This is a genomic window from Pseudomonas sp. GR 6-02, assembly GCF_001655615.1.
Classification (GTDB): domain Bacteria; phylum Pseudomonadota; class Gammaproteobacteria; order Pseudomonadales; family Pseudomonadaceae; genus Aquipseudomonas.
In genome coordinates this window covers 5,344,711-5,358,036 of the sequence record NZ_CP011567.1, presented here as the reverse complement: position 1 = coordinate 5,358,036, position 13,326 = coordinate 5,344,711, and the positions used below count along the sequence as shown (strand labels likewise).

The window sequence follows — 13,326 nt, the reverse complement described above, 5'->3', positions numbered from 1 at the left end:
TAGCCTCATTGCCCGGCTTGAGCAGTACGCTGCCCGGTGCCGGAGAACACGTTACGTTTGCAGATTTTCGCTTCGACTTTCTGCGGCGCGGCACCTGGTGTTTCAGGCCCCTGGACTTCAACGGCCAGCAGATTCTGCGAGGCCCAGTCTTCGTCCGTGCGCAACTCGAAGGCGAAACGCCCGTCGGTTTCGGAGGTTTCCGGTTTCTCGATCTTGATGTCCTCATGACGCCCATTCATGTACCAGAGGGTGGCATGCAAGGTTTTCACCGACGTATCGGCGAAGCGGATGTCGACCTGGTGGTCGCTGTTGCGCAGGTCCAGGTTCTTGCTGTTGACCAACAGTTCGTTTTTGCCCGGCTTCACCATGGCGCTGCTGCTCATCTGTGCATCCTTGCCTTCGCAACCGTTGTCGAGCAGCGCCATCATCTGGCGGTAGATGGTTTCCTGGTCGAGGCGATAAAGCGGCGAGAATTCCCAGATGAGAATTTTCGGAGGCTTGGTCTGGAACTCCTGGCTGCCCAGGTACTGCAGCATCGAACCTTCCAGGCCACCGCCGGGGAATGCCACGTTGAGGATGTCGGCGCCGATGGCCTCTTCGAGGAAACCGGCGAAGTTGTAGTTCTTGCCACTGTGGCTGGTGCCGACCAGGGTGATTTCCGGGTTGCCGGATTCACCGAACAGATCGCCATCCGCTGCTTCGCCCTTGGGCTCGGTGGTGAACTGATCCATGTACTGGATCGCGTAGCTGGTGCCACAGAGTTGACCCGCCATGTTGTGTAACGTTCCGGTCTTGCCCATGCGACCCGACTTATGGGTCTCGAATTCACGCTTGGGAATGTCGGCGAAGGCCGGCAACTGCTTGACCTTCTCGGCGACGATCTTCGCGGTGCGCTGGGCGCCATACGGGGTCCAGTGCTGGTCGCCGCGGAAGTAGAAATCGTGGGCGGGCAGGGTGTCGGGCAGCGATTCGTTGGTCAGTGGTGACAGGTCGGGGACCACGTAGCCCATCTGCGCGAAGCGCCCGAGCATGGTCTTGTAGTTGGTCAGGGCCTTGTCGAAATCGTATTTGGCTTTTTCTTCCGGGTTCAGCTTGTTGCGGTTCACCAGGCCACGGGTCGGCTGGTAAACGATGACCAGCTCCACGCCTTTGCTCTTGAACGCATCGTGCAGTTGTTTCAGGCGTTTGTAGCCGGCGGGTGTGGTGTCGAACTCGGTGCGCAAGTCTTCTTGGGTACGGAACAGCCAGTCGCCCTGGGCCTGCACCAGCGTGGTGAAGTTCTGCTGATAGCGGGTGGTGTAGTTCTTCGGGTCGTGGGCTGCCGGGCACAGGCTGCAGCACGGCTCGGCGCTGAAGCTCGGTGCCTTGGCGTCTTCGGCACGCACGCCAGTGCTGGCCGCGAGAATACCCGCGGTCAGGGCCGACAGGCTGAGTAATTTGATCAAGTGTGGGTGCATAAAATTATCCTCAGTCCCGCATTTCGGTCTGGCGTTCGACAGGGTCGATCAGCACGGCTTTCTGCTGGCGCACCAGCAGGTCGAGAATTTCATCCTGACGCTCGCCGAGAATTCCCGAGAAGCTGATGCCGCTGGTTTTGGTCGGTGCGAGCATCGACACGCGATACAACTCCACGCTCAGCGGCGAGTCGATCGACAGCGGTCCGCTGCCGTTGGCAGCCAGTTCACCACCGACCACGATCAGCGACACTTCGGCATCGAACGGGTCGAGCTTGATGTCCCGGTCGGTGTCGCTCAGGTCTTTGATGTGCCCGTAGACACCGGTCAGGCCGTTGGCCATCGAGACGTTTTCGTACAGGCGAATGTTCACGCTGTTACGAATACGGATGCCGTGGCGTCGGTTGCTGATCACCTGGTTGCCCCACAGCAGGTTGTCGGCACTCTCGTAGAGGGTGATGCCGTCGGTGTGGTTCTTGTAGATCTCGTTGTAGGCGATCAGGTTGTTCACGCTGTTACGGTCGATCACCAGGCCCGACAGGTGGTTGTCGTAGCTGCGGTTGTTGAAGATGAAGCTGTCGTTGACCTCACGGGAAATAATGATCCCGTGCTTCTTCTTGGTTCCGTACACCGTGTTGTCGGCGATGATCAGGCCGTGGGAACGGTCATGGGGGTCGATGCCGTAGACGATGTTGTCTTTGTAGGTGTTGCCCTTGACCACGAAGTCGCGGGTTTCGTAGCAGTAGAAGCCGTACCACATGTCCGAGAACTCGGAGCCGACGATCCAGCCGGTCGGTTCAGGGCGCTTGAGCACCTTGGCCATGTTCGGCGTGTACTGGGAAATACTCACGCCGTAGGACTTACTGTTGGCGTAACCGAAACTGGCGATCTTGCTGTTGGCGATGTAGGTCTCGGTGCCGCCCCAGGACAACAGGAACGGCCGGAATTCCTTGGGCGACGAGAAGGCCGCCGGGCCGTTGGCCTTCTCGCTCCAGCCGGTGATCTTGGTATCACGCACAAACAGCTGACCGTCGTTGACCAGGAATGAGCCGGCCTCTTGGGACAGGCGCAATTCCTGGGTCTGTTTGTCGATTTCCAGAATGCCGTGTCTGCCCACCACGATCGGCAACTTCGCCAGGAACACACCTGGCGACGTTTCGCTGAGGTACTGCTTGGGCAGCTTCTTGGTCAGGTCCTTGAGGTTCATGTAGCCGTCGTCGACGAAGATCGCCTGCGGGATGCCGTGCTGACGCACCACCCACTCGGCCATCTTGTTGTCGCCGCCGATGAAGTCCTTCAAGGCGTCTTCCTGCATCATCCGGCGTATGCTGATCTTGCCGGGCTTGGTGCGCACGATTTTCGCGGCAATGGCTTCGGCGGTGTAGCCAGAAGTGTCCGGCAGTTTCGGCTTGGCCAGGTCCAGCGGCGCAGTTGGCGCGCTGCTGACGGTGTAGGTCTTGGCCTGTTGCAGCCCCTTGGCTATGGTCGTCGATTTGCCCTGTTGCACAGACTTGGCCGGTTCGACGGTGGCGAAGGCGGCTGCGCTGGCCAGCAGCAGCGCGCCGGCCAGCAGGCTGATCGAGCCTTTCTTGGCGCTGTTCATGTCGGGCACTCCCTTCGCGGTTTGCATCAGAAGCGCCAGATCACGTCGATAAACGCACGGTGCATGTACGAGTCGACTTCTTTGCCATAGGCATCGCCGGGCTTGAACACACCGCCACGGAACCGCACCAGGGCCGAAGGCTCATCGATCGACTGGCTCAACGCTGCCGGCAACAGGCCTTGCTTGAAGTACTTGGTGACCACCAGGTCCATTTCCTGACCGAGGTCCTTGTTGCCATCTTCCAGCGGCAGGGAGGTGCTGGAGAGGATCGCGCCGGTCGCGTCGTCGGTGTTGTTTTCAACAGCGTTGATGCCGTTGTTGCCCACCGGCTTGTTGCCGTCCACACGCCAGAACTTGTGGTAGATCAGGCTGGCATCGTATTCGTCGTTGAGCATCCAGGAGCCGAACAGCGTAGCGGTCTGCATGTTGTTCATTTCGCCACGGAAGGCTTCGCCGAAACGGTGAACCCGCGAGCGAGTACCGGTGTAGTTCGAGCGGTTGCTTTCCAGGCCGTTCTGTTGGTACTCGGCGCTGGCGCGGGCATAGGCTGCACCGACTTGCCACTGCGGATCGAGACGCAGACGAACACCCAGGTCAGTAGCCCAGCCGTTCAGGTCTTCACCACGCTTGGCTTCTGCCGGGCGAGTGCCGTCGGCATTCAACGGGTTGACCGTGTCACGGTCGCCGTTCATGCCGGTGATGCTGCCCCAGTAATTGACGGTGTTGGTGTTGCGCCAGTTGTAGGCATCACTGTCGGCGGTGAGGCCGAGCCAGCTGATGTCGCCGTTCTGTTTCTTGTCCAGGGTATCGCCAGCCACGCCCGGCTCCGGATAGTCGAGCTTGCCGTTATCGTGCGTGTGATGACCGCGAATGCCGACCCAGTTACCGGGTGTCCACTGATACGCCGCATCGGCGTAGGCGTGCAGGCGATCCTTGTCTTTGGGGGACAGTTCTTTCAGGTCGGTACGGTATTCGCTGAAGCGTTCGGCGACACCGACGTTGGCGCGCAACAGGGTGGTGTCGAAGGTCCAGTTCAGGGCTTCGATGTTGGTGTCGCGCCATTGGCCGTCGTCGTTACGCAGGCGTTGGCGACCGAACTTGAGGATCTCGCCAGGGTAAGGCGTGAGGCCCTTGTAACCGACCCAGAACTCGCGCATCGCCAGGTAGTTTTTCCTGGTCTTGCGATCACCGCTGTCGGTGGTCTGGGTGCCGCTGTTGTCGGACTGTTGCAGGGTGTCGGTTTCGATGATGTCGGTGGACGTCACGGCCTGACCCATCGCGTAGGCGCTCCACGCGCCGCTTTCGCCATAGACCCAAGGGCGCAGGTCGAGGCCGACGCCGTTAACGTCGCCGCCACCGGCGGTGCCCAGGTCACTGTCGTTTTCGGACTGGCCGGTAACTTTGACTTCGAGACCGAAGTTCTTGTCTTCGGTCAGGGCCGCCAGGGTCGGGCACGACCACAGCAGGGCGAATGTCAGGCCAATACCGGCCTGCACGAATGGATTGAGTTTCATAGGGATTCCTCGCCGTCTTCTTCTTGCAAAGCGTGCAGTTCCAGCGTGTCCGGACTCACGGTGCTACGAATGGCTTGCTCTTGTTTGAGCAGGCGTTGGGCCTCGGCCAGCCGGTCAGGCGGCAGTTGCGCTTCGAGTGTTTGCGCAAGCTCAGTGGCTTGCGGGGTGTCTTGAGCCTTGGCCAATTGGCTGAAGACGTAAGCGTTGACCGGGTCGGGCCGGGTGCCCTTGCCTTGGGAGAACAGTTGGGCGATGGCGAAATCGGCGCTGTTCTGGCCGTTGCGCGCAGCGGTCAGCAGGTGATCCAGGGCTTTCTGCGGATAGACCTTGCCCAGGTAACCGCGACGGTAAATCTGGCCGAGGTAGTAATCGGCGGCGACTTCCCGGCCGAGGGCTTTCTTGAAGTGCTCTTCGGCGACCTTGGCGTCGGCCGGCACCATCTTGCCTTCGTAGTAGAGCTTGCCCAGCAACAGTTCGGCGCGCGGCTGGTCGGCGGCGCGGCCGTTGTCCAGGTACTTCATCATCGTGTCGACGTCGCCCAGTTCAGGGAAGTCGTAGAGCAATTGCGCCAGGCTGACCCAGGACGCCGGGTAGCCCGGGGCGATGCCTTCGAGCAGCGACTGAGCGGTTTTTTCGTCGGTCTTGCCCAGGCTCGCATCGCCCAGCACGCGGGCCACGCTGTCGACCCGTTGCGCGGAGACGGTGCCACGGCTGTGAGCGGCCTGCATCTGCTTGATCAGCTCGGCCTGTTGCTCGGGCTGGCCACGTTTCTGATAGACCGTGGCCAGTTCGACGTAGCAGATGTCGGTGGTGTTCAACGCCGCTTTGCAGATCTTTTCCACGTCATTCAGGTGTTGGTCGTAAGTGCCCTGGGTGCGATAGAGCAGCACCTGGGCCAGACCTGCTTCCGGTTTGCCTTCGGCGCGCCATTGGCTGATCTGCTGCTGTGCGTTGACGTTGGGGAAGCTGTGCGGGAATTGCAGATACAGCATCGCCAACGGGATCAGGGTGTTGCCTTCGCCATTGGTCGCGGCTTTCTTCAACAGTGCCTCGGCTTCGTGGTGTTCGGCTTCGGTGGCGCCAGGTTTGGCCACCAGCAGGCGACCCAGGCGAGCCTGAGCCCGCGGCGAGACGCTGGCTGCGGCGCGGTAAGTCGCCTCGGCCTTTTTGATCTGCGCCGGGTCGCGGCTGTCGACCTGAATGTCGGCCAGCCCAACCTGGGCTTCGCTGTAGCCCAGGTCGGCCAGTTGCTGATAGTTCTGCGCCGCCAGCGTGGTATCACCGCGCTTGAGGGCTTCATTGGCCAGGCGCTGGTCGGGCAGGCCGGCGCAACCGGCCAGGCTTACGGCCAGTGCAACTGCACACAGTGATCCTATGTGGGTGCGCGGTGTTCTGAGGATTTGTGGAGTCGTCACGGGCATGTCCTCTGTTTAAAGACCGGCGGCCATGGCTTTGTTGATCAGCCAGTTCAGGTTCGGGCCACGGGTGCTGTTCACTTCCGCCGGGCGACCGGCGAGTGCGCTGTCCAGCGGCTCGTCAGGTTTGATCTGCACGCGGATATCGGATGACAGGTCTTCGCTTTTCAGGCTGGTGCTGCTGACGATCTTGCCGGTACGGGTCTGGTCTTCGCCGGCGATCTGGAAGCTGACCGTGGTGCCTGGGCGCACGTCGCCGAACTGGCGATAGGAGAAGCGTGCTTCAACGTTGGCTTCGGTATTGCGTGGCACCAGTTGGAAGATCACGTCACCTTTGTTGGCGTATTGACCGTTAGCCACCAGTTGCTGGGCCACGGTGCAATCGCACGGGGAGGTCAGGGTGCCGGTCATTTGCTTGCCGAAGAGCTCTTCAACCTTGGACGGTTGCAGTTGGTTTTCGTCCAGATGGCCTTTGAGTACGTCGAGCATGCTGGTGCTGAAGGTCGCCAGCGGGGCGCCTTTGGCGGCAACGCCGTCAGCCTTGATCAGGCTCTGCACGGTGCCGTCGCGCGGCATGGTGATGTTCATGCCTTGCACGCTGACCAGGCCAGCCTGGGCGTGGCTGACGAAGTACATGCCGTACACCGATTTGAAGATAAAACCGAACGCCACCAGGCCGACCACGAAGATACCGGCGCTGAAGGTCACCGCTTTCAGACGGCCGAGCGCGGTCATGCCATGACCGCCGTCCTTGACCTTGCGCGCCTTGGTGAAGTTGTCGCGTTGCAGGGTTGCGAGCATTTCACCCACGCTGACGATGTCACCGGCCAGGTGCGAAGTAATCAGGTGGCGCAGGGTGGAAATGTCCCGGGGTTCCAGGTTCTGGAACTGGCAACCTACGCGGCCGGTCTGGCGGTCGACGGAGCGGATCTGCAATTCCACGTCCATGGCCAGACCGAGGTTGTCGATGACGAATTGCAGGCGGGCCTTGTGCACATCGCCGACCTTCAGCGGCAACTGACCGGCGTTGAACGCCAGGCCGCCGGCGGAAAGGTCGATGACCCGGGCTTCGACCGGGGTCCGGTCAGGGCCGAAGAAACGCAGCTTGGCCGGAATTTTCACACGGGCGTGTTGGCGCTGGGCTTCGGATTCGTGCACTACGTTGCTGTTGACGGCGGTATTCATATGGGCGATTTCCTAGTTAATTCAGGCGAGTTCGGTCAGACCATCATCAGCAGCACGGCGACAAAGATGCTGCCGGCGGAGAAGGTCATGGTCCGAGACGACCAGGTGTTGAACCAACGTTGAAAGCTGGCGAGATCACGGGTCAGAGAAGTGGGCTGGCGAGTCCAGGATTGTTGATCGAGGCGGAAGAACACGTAGATCTTCACCAGCGCGCCGACGATCTGGTTGTAATAGAGAATGGCCGGGTATGCCGGGCCGATCCGGTGACCGGAACAGGACAGCAACAGGGTCAGGATCAGGCGGGTGATGCCGATCCACAGCAGGTAAACCAGGATGAACGCGGTGCCGTACTTGAAGGTGGCGATGAGCGCCACCGTCAGGCCCAGCAGGGACGTCCACATCGACACGCGCTGATCGAACAGCACCACTGACGTGAACAGGCCGAGGCGTTTCATCCCCAGGCCCAGGGCGCGGGAGTTCTGCCGCAGGTTGTTACCGTACCAACGGAACATCAGTTTGCGACTGGCCTTGATGAAGCTCTTTTCCGGCGGGTGTTCCACGGTATGGATCGCGGCGTCGGGCACATAGAACGTGTCGTAACCCAGGCGCATCAGGCTGAACCAGCTCGACTTGTCGTCACCGGTCAGGAACTTGAAGCGGCCCAGGCGCCAGTGTTGCAGCGAGTCGCTTTCCACGTCGGCGATGAAGTCCGGGTTGGTGACCACGGTGGCGCGGAACACCGACATCCGGCCAGTCATGGTCAGCACGCGCTTGGACAGGGCCATGGAGCACATGTTGATGTGGCGCTGGGCGAATCGCAGTTTGTGCCATTCGCTCATGATGTAGCCGCCGCGCACTTCGCAGAACTCGTTGGTGGTCAGGCCGCCGACATTGCCGAACAGCTGGAACCACGGCACGGTCTTGAGCACGACGCCTTCGGCCAGCACGGTGTCGCCATCGATCACGGCAACCACGGCACGGTCGTCCGGCAGGTGGCGGGAGATGGCGCGGAAACCATAGGCCAGGCCATCGCGCTTGCCGGTGCCGGGAATGCGCACGAAGTCGAGCTTGACCCGTGTCGGTGGGTTCATGCGTTTCCAGAGGCTCTTGACCAGCAGCTCATCGGACATTTCGACGATGGAGCACACCACGGTAGTCGGCAGGCCGCAGTCGATGGCCTCGCGGATCACCGAGCTGTAGACCTGCGCGGTGGTCAGCGCGTCGATACGGAAGCTGGTGACCATCAGGAACACGTGGGACGGGTCTGCCTCTTTGCCCAGCTTGCGCACTTTGCGCCGCAGGTGCGGGTAGACCACGTACAGAAACAGCATGCCGCGCAAAAAGTGCGTGGCACCCATCGAGTAGCGCCAGATACCGACGATACCGATCAGGAAGATGAAGTCCTTCGACTCGGAGTCGAACGTGGACGGAGGCAACGCCAGGGCGATGCCCATTAATAAACTTAGGTAAAACAGCCAACCGGCGGCCTGAAGTAGGCCGTGCTTTAGCCTGTGCATAATCTGCATCCGTCTCGATCTCGGGCGGAGCCCGATTGGGTTAAGGCAGGCTTGTGAAAACTGGCGCCACCCGGTTTGGATAACGCCAGAATCCCTGTAGGAGCTGGCGAAGCCTGCGATCTTTTGATCTTTCGCTTGGGATTCAAGTGAGCTGGGAAAGATCGCAGCCTCGTTTCACTCGACAGCTCCTACAGGCGTGTTACCAGCAGATACCTTCGGTGCGCTTGCTGACGCTGGTGGCTTGAGACATGAAACCGACCAGATCGACCACTTGCTTGCCGTGCGGTGCTTCCAGTGCCAGGGCGCGGAATTTCTCATCACGGTTGCCGAGGATGATCACGTCGGAGTTGTTGATCACTTCCTCGAAGTTCGAGTTGAGCAAGGACGAGACGTGAGGGATCTTCGACTCGATGTAATCCTTGTTCGCACCGTGGACACGGGCGTACTCGACGTTGCTGTCGTAGATGCTCAGGTCGTAGCCCTTGCCGATCAGCATTTCCGCCAGATCGACCAGCGGGCTTTCGCGCAGGTCGTCGGTGCCGGCCTTGAAGCTCAGGCCCAGCAGGGCGACTTTGCGTTTGTCGTGGCTGGAGACGATGTCGAACGCGTTCTGCACCTGGGACTCGTTACTGCGCATCAGCGAGTTGAGCAGTGGTGCTTCGACGTCCAGGGAACCGGCGCGGTAGGTCAGGGCGCGCACATCTTTCGGCAGGCAGGAGCCGCCGAATGCGAAGCCAGGACGCATGTAGTACTGGGACAGGTTCAGTGTCTTGTCCTGGCAGACCACTTCCATCACTTCACGACCATCGACGCCGACAGCCTTGGCGATGTTGCCGATCTCGTTGGCGAAGGTCACCTTGGTGGCGTGCCACACGTTGCAGGTGTACTTGATCATCTCGGCAACGGCGATGTCCTTGCGGATGATCGGTGCGTCGAGTTCTTCGTACAGCGATTGCAGAACGTCGCCCGAAGCCTTGTCGAACTCGCCGATGACGGTCATTGGCGGCTGGTCGTAGTCGGCGATCGCGGTGCTTTCACGCAGGAACTCAGGGTTCACGGCAACGCCGAAGTCGACGCCTGCTTTCTTGCCGGAGCAGTCTTCGAGAATCGGGATGACCACGTTTGCCACGGTGCCCGGCAACACAGTGCTGCGCACGACGATGGTGTGGCGGGTGGTTTTGTCACGCAGAACAAAACCGATTTCGCGGCACACGGCCTCGATGTAGTTCAGTTCCAGGTCGCCGTTCTTTTTGCTCGGCGTGCCGACGCAGATCATCGACAGGTCGGTGTCGCGAATCGCCTCGGCGAAGTTGGTCGTGCCGCGCAGGCGGCCAGTCTCGATGCCCTGTTTCAGAAGTTCGCCCAGGCCAGGTTCAACGATCGGCGAACGACCGGCGTTGATCATATCGATCTTGTCTTTGGCAACATCGACGCCAACGACGTCATGGCCCCGTGCAGACAGGCAACCGGCACAGACTGCACCGACGTAACCCAAACCAAATATGCTGATGCGCATCGCATTTACCTCTCAGTTAATCAAGACTGTGTTCAACAAGCCATTACATGGCCGGAGTTAATGGTGTTCAGCGGTCATAATGCACTCGCAAGTGCGGCCTTAAAGGCGTCACAATGCCGGGTGCAGGCATACTAAGTTCCGAGTGTCTAAATAAGTGCACTCAAGAAGTGCGTAACCAGGCCTTATTGTTATGACGTGCCCTGTTATGCAGCCGACCCTCTAATCAGAGGACGTTCGTGCAAAGGTCTTGCGCGCTCAATGCCAGGCCAGAAGCCCGTAAATCAAGCGGTTGGGTGCTCGGGTGAGCACGTTTATAGGGGCGCAGCCGTGGCCTTGTAGGGGATATTAATGATGCGTTATCTCCTGTCCTTCATGTGTTGCCCAAACAAGTGATCCATAAGTTCAAGTTAATATGACAACTTCGCTATCGGGACCGCTTCTCTGTGTAAGTTATCTCGTACGTTCGCCGAGAGAATCGTTACGGGTGGTATGAGCGACGCATTTGGACATAGTTCCAGTCCACCCATCGCGATTTCTGGAATTTCTTGAAATATTGAAAAAGATGGCACTGCTTTCATATTGATAGCACTTGCCGTTTCGCCCTTTATATATAGGGTGATTATTGCCTTGGGTACTTTTTTGCCACTACTCACAAAAATTTTCAGTGCCACTACTGAAAAAAATCAGCAAAGTCGAGTGAAACAAAAGTTAGAAAATCGAGTGCTTGTTTTTTGGCGCCAATAAGTCGACGAAAAGGGCGGGGATTGTTCGAGGATCGAAGGGGTAGCGCACGACGAAGTTGTTGGTGTCGTGCGCGAATTGAGTGCGGGTCTGGTTACTCCGGTGCGTGATCGCGCAGGAACACCAGATTGTCCGGTTTAGACTGTTCGCTGCTGTAGCGATAACCCTGAACATCGAACTGCTGGAGGGCGACCGGGTCATTGATGCGTTCTTCGATGACGAAGCGGCTCATCATCCCGCGGGCCTTTTTCGCGTAGAAGCTGATGATTTTGTACTGGCCGTTCTTCAAATCCTTGAACTCGGTATTGATGATGCGCGCGTTCAAGGCGCTGCGTTTGACCGCCGAGAAGTATTCGTTGGAGGCCAGGTTCAGCAGCACATCGTCGCCCTGATCGGCCAGCGCTTCGTTCAGCCATTCGCTGATCCGCGTGCCCCAGAAGGCATACAGATCCTTGCCACGGGCATTGGCCAGCTTGGTGCCCATCTCCAGCCGATAGGGCTGCATCAGGTCCAGAGGGCGAAGCAGGCCGTACAGGCCGGAGAGCATGCGCAAGTGCTGCTGGGCGTAATCGAAGTCGGCTTCGCTGAAGGTTTGTGCATTCAGGCCGGTGTACACGTCACCCTTGAATGCCAGCAAGGCCTGCTTGGCGTTGGCAGGGGTGAAGGCCGGGGTCCAGCTGCCGAAACGTGCGGCATTGAGGCCGCCAATCTTATCGGAGACGTGCATCAGCTCGCTGATCTGCGCCGGTGTCAGGTCGCGCAGTTGCAGGATCAGTTCCTGGGAGTGGTCGAGGTATTGCGGCTGAGTGAAGCGCTGGGTCGCCGGCGGTGTTTCGTAATCGAGGGTCTTGGCGGGGGAAATCACCATCAGCATGAAGTCGGCTCCTTTAATCGTGGGGGCGATTCTAGGGGGTTGTCTGTGTTGACTCCAGCTATGGGTGTCATAGGTGATCGGTGGTGTCGCCAGGTTTTGTGGCAGAAGAAGATCCTGTGGCGAGGGAGCTTGCTCCCGCTCGAGCGCGAAGCGGTCGCAATACAGGCGCATGGTTTTATCCAGAGAAAGTATTTGTCGGTTTGGGGCTGCTTCGCAGCCCAACGGGAGCAAGCTCCCTCGCCACAATGAGTTCGGCGCAGATGCGGGAATTTGAACGCTATCGGCTATAGTGCCGCGCGGGTTTTGTTATGGAGACATCCCATTGCGTATCGTTTTTCTATTCTTCGCCTCGCTGTTGAGTTTCGTCGCCCAGGCGGCGCCGGGCGATGTGGCGACGCTGGATCGCAGCACCTGGCCTGAGCGGCTCAGCAACCCGACCCTGTTCGACGTTGCCTCCCGGGCCGAAATCCTCATGTTCGCCCGCGTCCTGCTCGCCAGCGAATCGCTCGATGAAGCAAGCCTGGCTCAACGCCTGGGCCTGCGCACCGTCAATCTGGAGTCGGTCAACCAGCTGCGCCAGCGCATGTGGCAGCGGTTGCTGAGCAACTACAACTTCGCCCAGCAGAGTTGCGATCAGGATGCCTCTTTCTGTTTCCTCGTCGAGGACATGGATACCTTGCGTGAGCAAGCGGCCAAGTTTCAGATCAGCAACGACAGCTACTACATCAAGTGGGCCGAGCCGAGCCGGTTGTTCCACGCCCAGTATCTGGACGAGCAATTGCGCAAGGCCGCGCTGTTCCCGCAGACCAGCAGCGAAGTCGATCGTTTTGGCGACTATGAGCGCAATGGCGATGCCATGAATGATCGCCTGTTCCTGCTGACTTTCGACAGCGCTGCCAATGCCGTGCCGGATAACACTGCCTGGGTCACCGAGTACCTGCGCAAATCGAACATGAGCGCGACGTTCTTCGTCCTCGGCAAGGACATCCAGGCCCGTCTGGCTGAAGGTTCGGCGACCAGTCTGCAAGGGACCTATTCGCAGCAATGCGTTGGTGTGCAGGGTTGGGAGTTCCGTTCCCACAGCCACTGGCAAGACTGGCAGGACTCGGTGCGGCGCAGCGCCGAGCTGGTCAAGGGCAAGCTGCCGGAGAATTACGTGCCGCTGTTTCGTCCGCCCGATGGCCAGCGTCGGTCCGATGCTGAAGGCTTCTTCAGGTCTCAGGGTTTGCAGGTGGCACTGTGGGACATCGATGCCCAGGACGGCGCCGGCAAGCTCAAGGGCAGCCAGAGTGCGCAACGGGTGCTGACCCTGATGCTGCTGTGGCGGCACGGGGTGATCAACTTCAATGTGAAGCAGGACGCGCTGAAAACCGCGATGCCCTGGCTCATCACGCAAACGGCGCCAAGCGGGATCGGTTGGGAAAACTGTCAGGACGCGTTTCGCTGAAACGGGGAAAGCCCGTAAACATTGGGGCAGGGACGTTTTTGGAGGAGATTTCGATGCAGG

At 59.6% G+C, this 13,326-nt stretch carries 9 protein-coding genes; 1 reads left to right on the top strand and 8 read right to left on the bottom strand.

Annotation, left to right across the window (positions count from 1 at the left end):
• Positions 1-5: 5 nt before the first annotated feature.
• From PGR6_RS23630 to yaaA, 8 genes are all read right to left on the bottom strand, one after another.
• Positions 6-1,457 (bottom strand): alginate O-acetyltransferase, encoded by a 1,452-nt coding sequence (locus PGR6_RS23630; protein ID WP_018927129.1) that lies wholly within the window; start codon positions 1,455-1,457, stop codon positions 6-8.
• A gap of 10 nt (positions 1,458-1,467) precedes the next feature.
• Positions 1,468-3,057: a mannuronan 5-epimerase AlgG gene (gene algG / locus PGR6_RS23625; protein WP_064620193.1), complete on the bottom strand. Its 1,590-nt coding sequence runs from the start codon at positions 3,055-3,057 to the stop codon at positions 1,468-1,470.
• 26 nt (positions 3,058-3,083) lie between these two features.
• On the bottom strand, positions 3,084-4,571 hold the full coding sequence (locus PGR6_RS23620; RefSeq protein WP_064620190.1) for an alginate export family protein: 1,488 nt from the start codon (positions 4,569-4,571) through the stop codon (positions 3,084-3,086).
• Entirely contained in the window at positions 4,568-5,992 is a 1,425-nt protein-coding gene (algK, locus tag PGR6_RS23615) for an alginate biosynthesis TPR repeat lipoprotein AlgK (RefSeq protein ID WP_018927126.1), read from the bottom strand. Before algK ends, PGR6_RS23620 begins: the two co-directional genes overlap by 4 nt.
• Before the next feature lie 9 nt (positions 5,993-6,001).
• Positions 6,002-7,171: an alginate biosynthesis protein Alg44 gene (locus PGR6_RS23610; RefSeq protein WP_018927125.1), complete on the bottom strand. Its 1,170-nt coding sequence runs from the start codon at positions 7,169-7,171 to the stop codon at positions 6,002-6,004.
• Positions 7,172-7,206: 35 nt separating this feature from the next.
• Positions 7,207-8,688, bottom strand: a complete 1,482-nt coding sequence (gene alg8 / locus PGR6_RS23605; protein ID WP_370741111.1) for a mannuronan synthase — start codon at positions 8,686-8,688, stop codon at positions 7,207-7,209.
• A gap of 199 nt (positions 8,689-8,887) precedes the next feature.
• Positions 8,888-10,204, bottom strand: coding sequence for a nucleotide sugar dehydrogenase (locus PGR6_RS23600; protein ID WP_064620187.1), 1,317 nt, complete (start codon positions 10,202-10,204; stop codon positions 8,888-8,890).
• Between the two features lie 835 nt (positions 10,205-11,039).
• Positions 11,040-11,819: a peroxide stress protein YaaA gene (gene yaaA, locus PGR6_RS23595; protein WP_064620184.1), complete on the bottom strand. Its 780-nt coding sequence runs from the start codon at positions 11,817-11,819 to the stop codon at positions 11,040-11,042.
• Positions 11,820-12,141: 322 nt separating this feature from the next.
• Here yaaA and PGR6_RS23590 point away from each other — a divergent pair, with 322 nt between their 5' ends.
• Complete coding sequence (locus PGR6_RS23590) at positions 12,142-13,266, top strand: polysaccharide deacetylase family protein (RefSeq protein WP_018927121.1); 1,125 nt, start codon at positions 12,142-12,144, stop codon at positions 13,264-13,266.
• The last annotated feature ends 60 nt before the right edge of the window (positions 13,267-13,326 follow it).

Coding starts and splice junctions, on each gene's coding strand:
- PGR6_RS23610 (WP_018927125.1), bottom strand. CDS start 7,171: ATGAATACCGCCGTCAACAGCAACGTAGTGCACGAATCCGAAGCCCAG.
- alg8 (WP_370741111.1), bottom strand. CDS start 8,688: ATGCACAGGCTAAAGCACGGCCTACTTCAGGCCGCCGGTTGGCTGTTT.
- PGR6_RS23630 (WP_018927129.1), bottom strand. CDS start 1,457: ATGCACCCACACTTGATCAAATTACTCAGCCTGTCGGCCCTGACCGCG.
- PGR6_RS23620 (WP_064620190.1), bottom strand. CDS start 4,571: ATGAAACTCAATCCATTCGTGCAGGCCGGTATTGGCCTGACATTCGCC.
- algK (WP_018927126.1), bottom strand. CDS start 5,992: ATGCCCGTGACGACTCCACAAATCCTCAGAACACCGCGCACCCACATA.
- PGR6_RS23600 (WP_064620187.1), bottom strand. CDS start 10,204: ATGCGCATCAGCATATTTGGTTTGGGTTACGTCGGTGCAGTCTGTGCC.
- algG (WP_064620193.1), bottom strand. CDS start 3,057: ATGAACAGCGCCAAGAAAGGCTCGATCAGCCTGCTGGCCGGCGCGCTG.
- yaaA (WP_064620184.1), bottom strand. CDS start 11,819: ATGCTGATGGTGATTTCCCCCGCCAAGACCCTCGATTACGAAACACCG.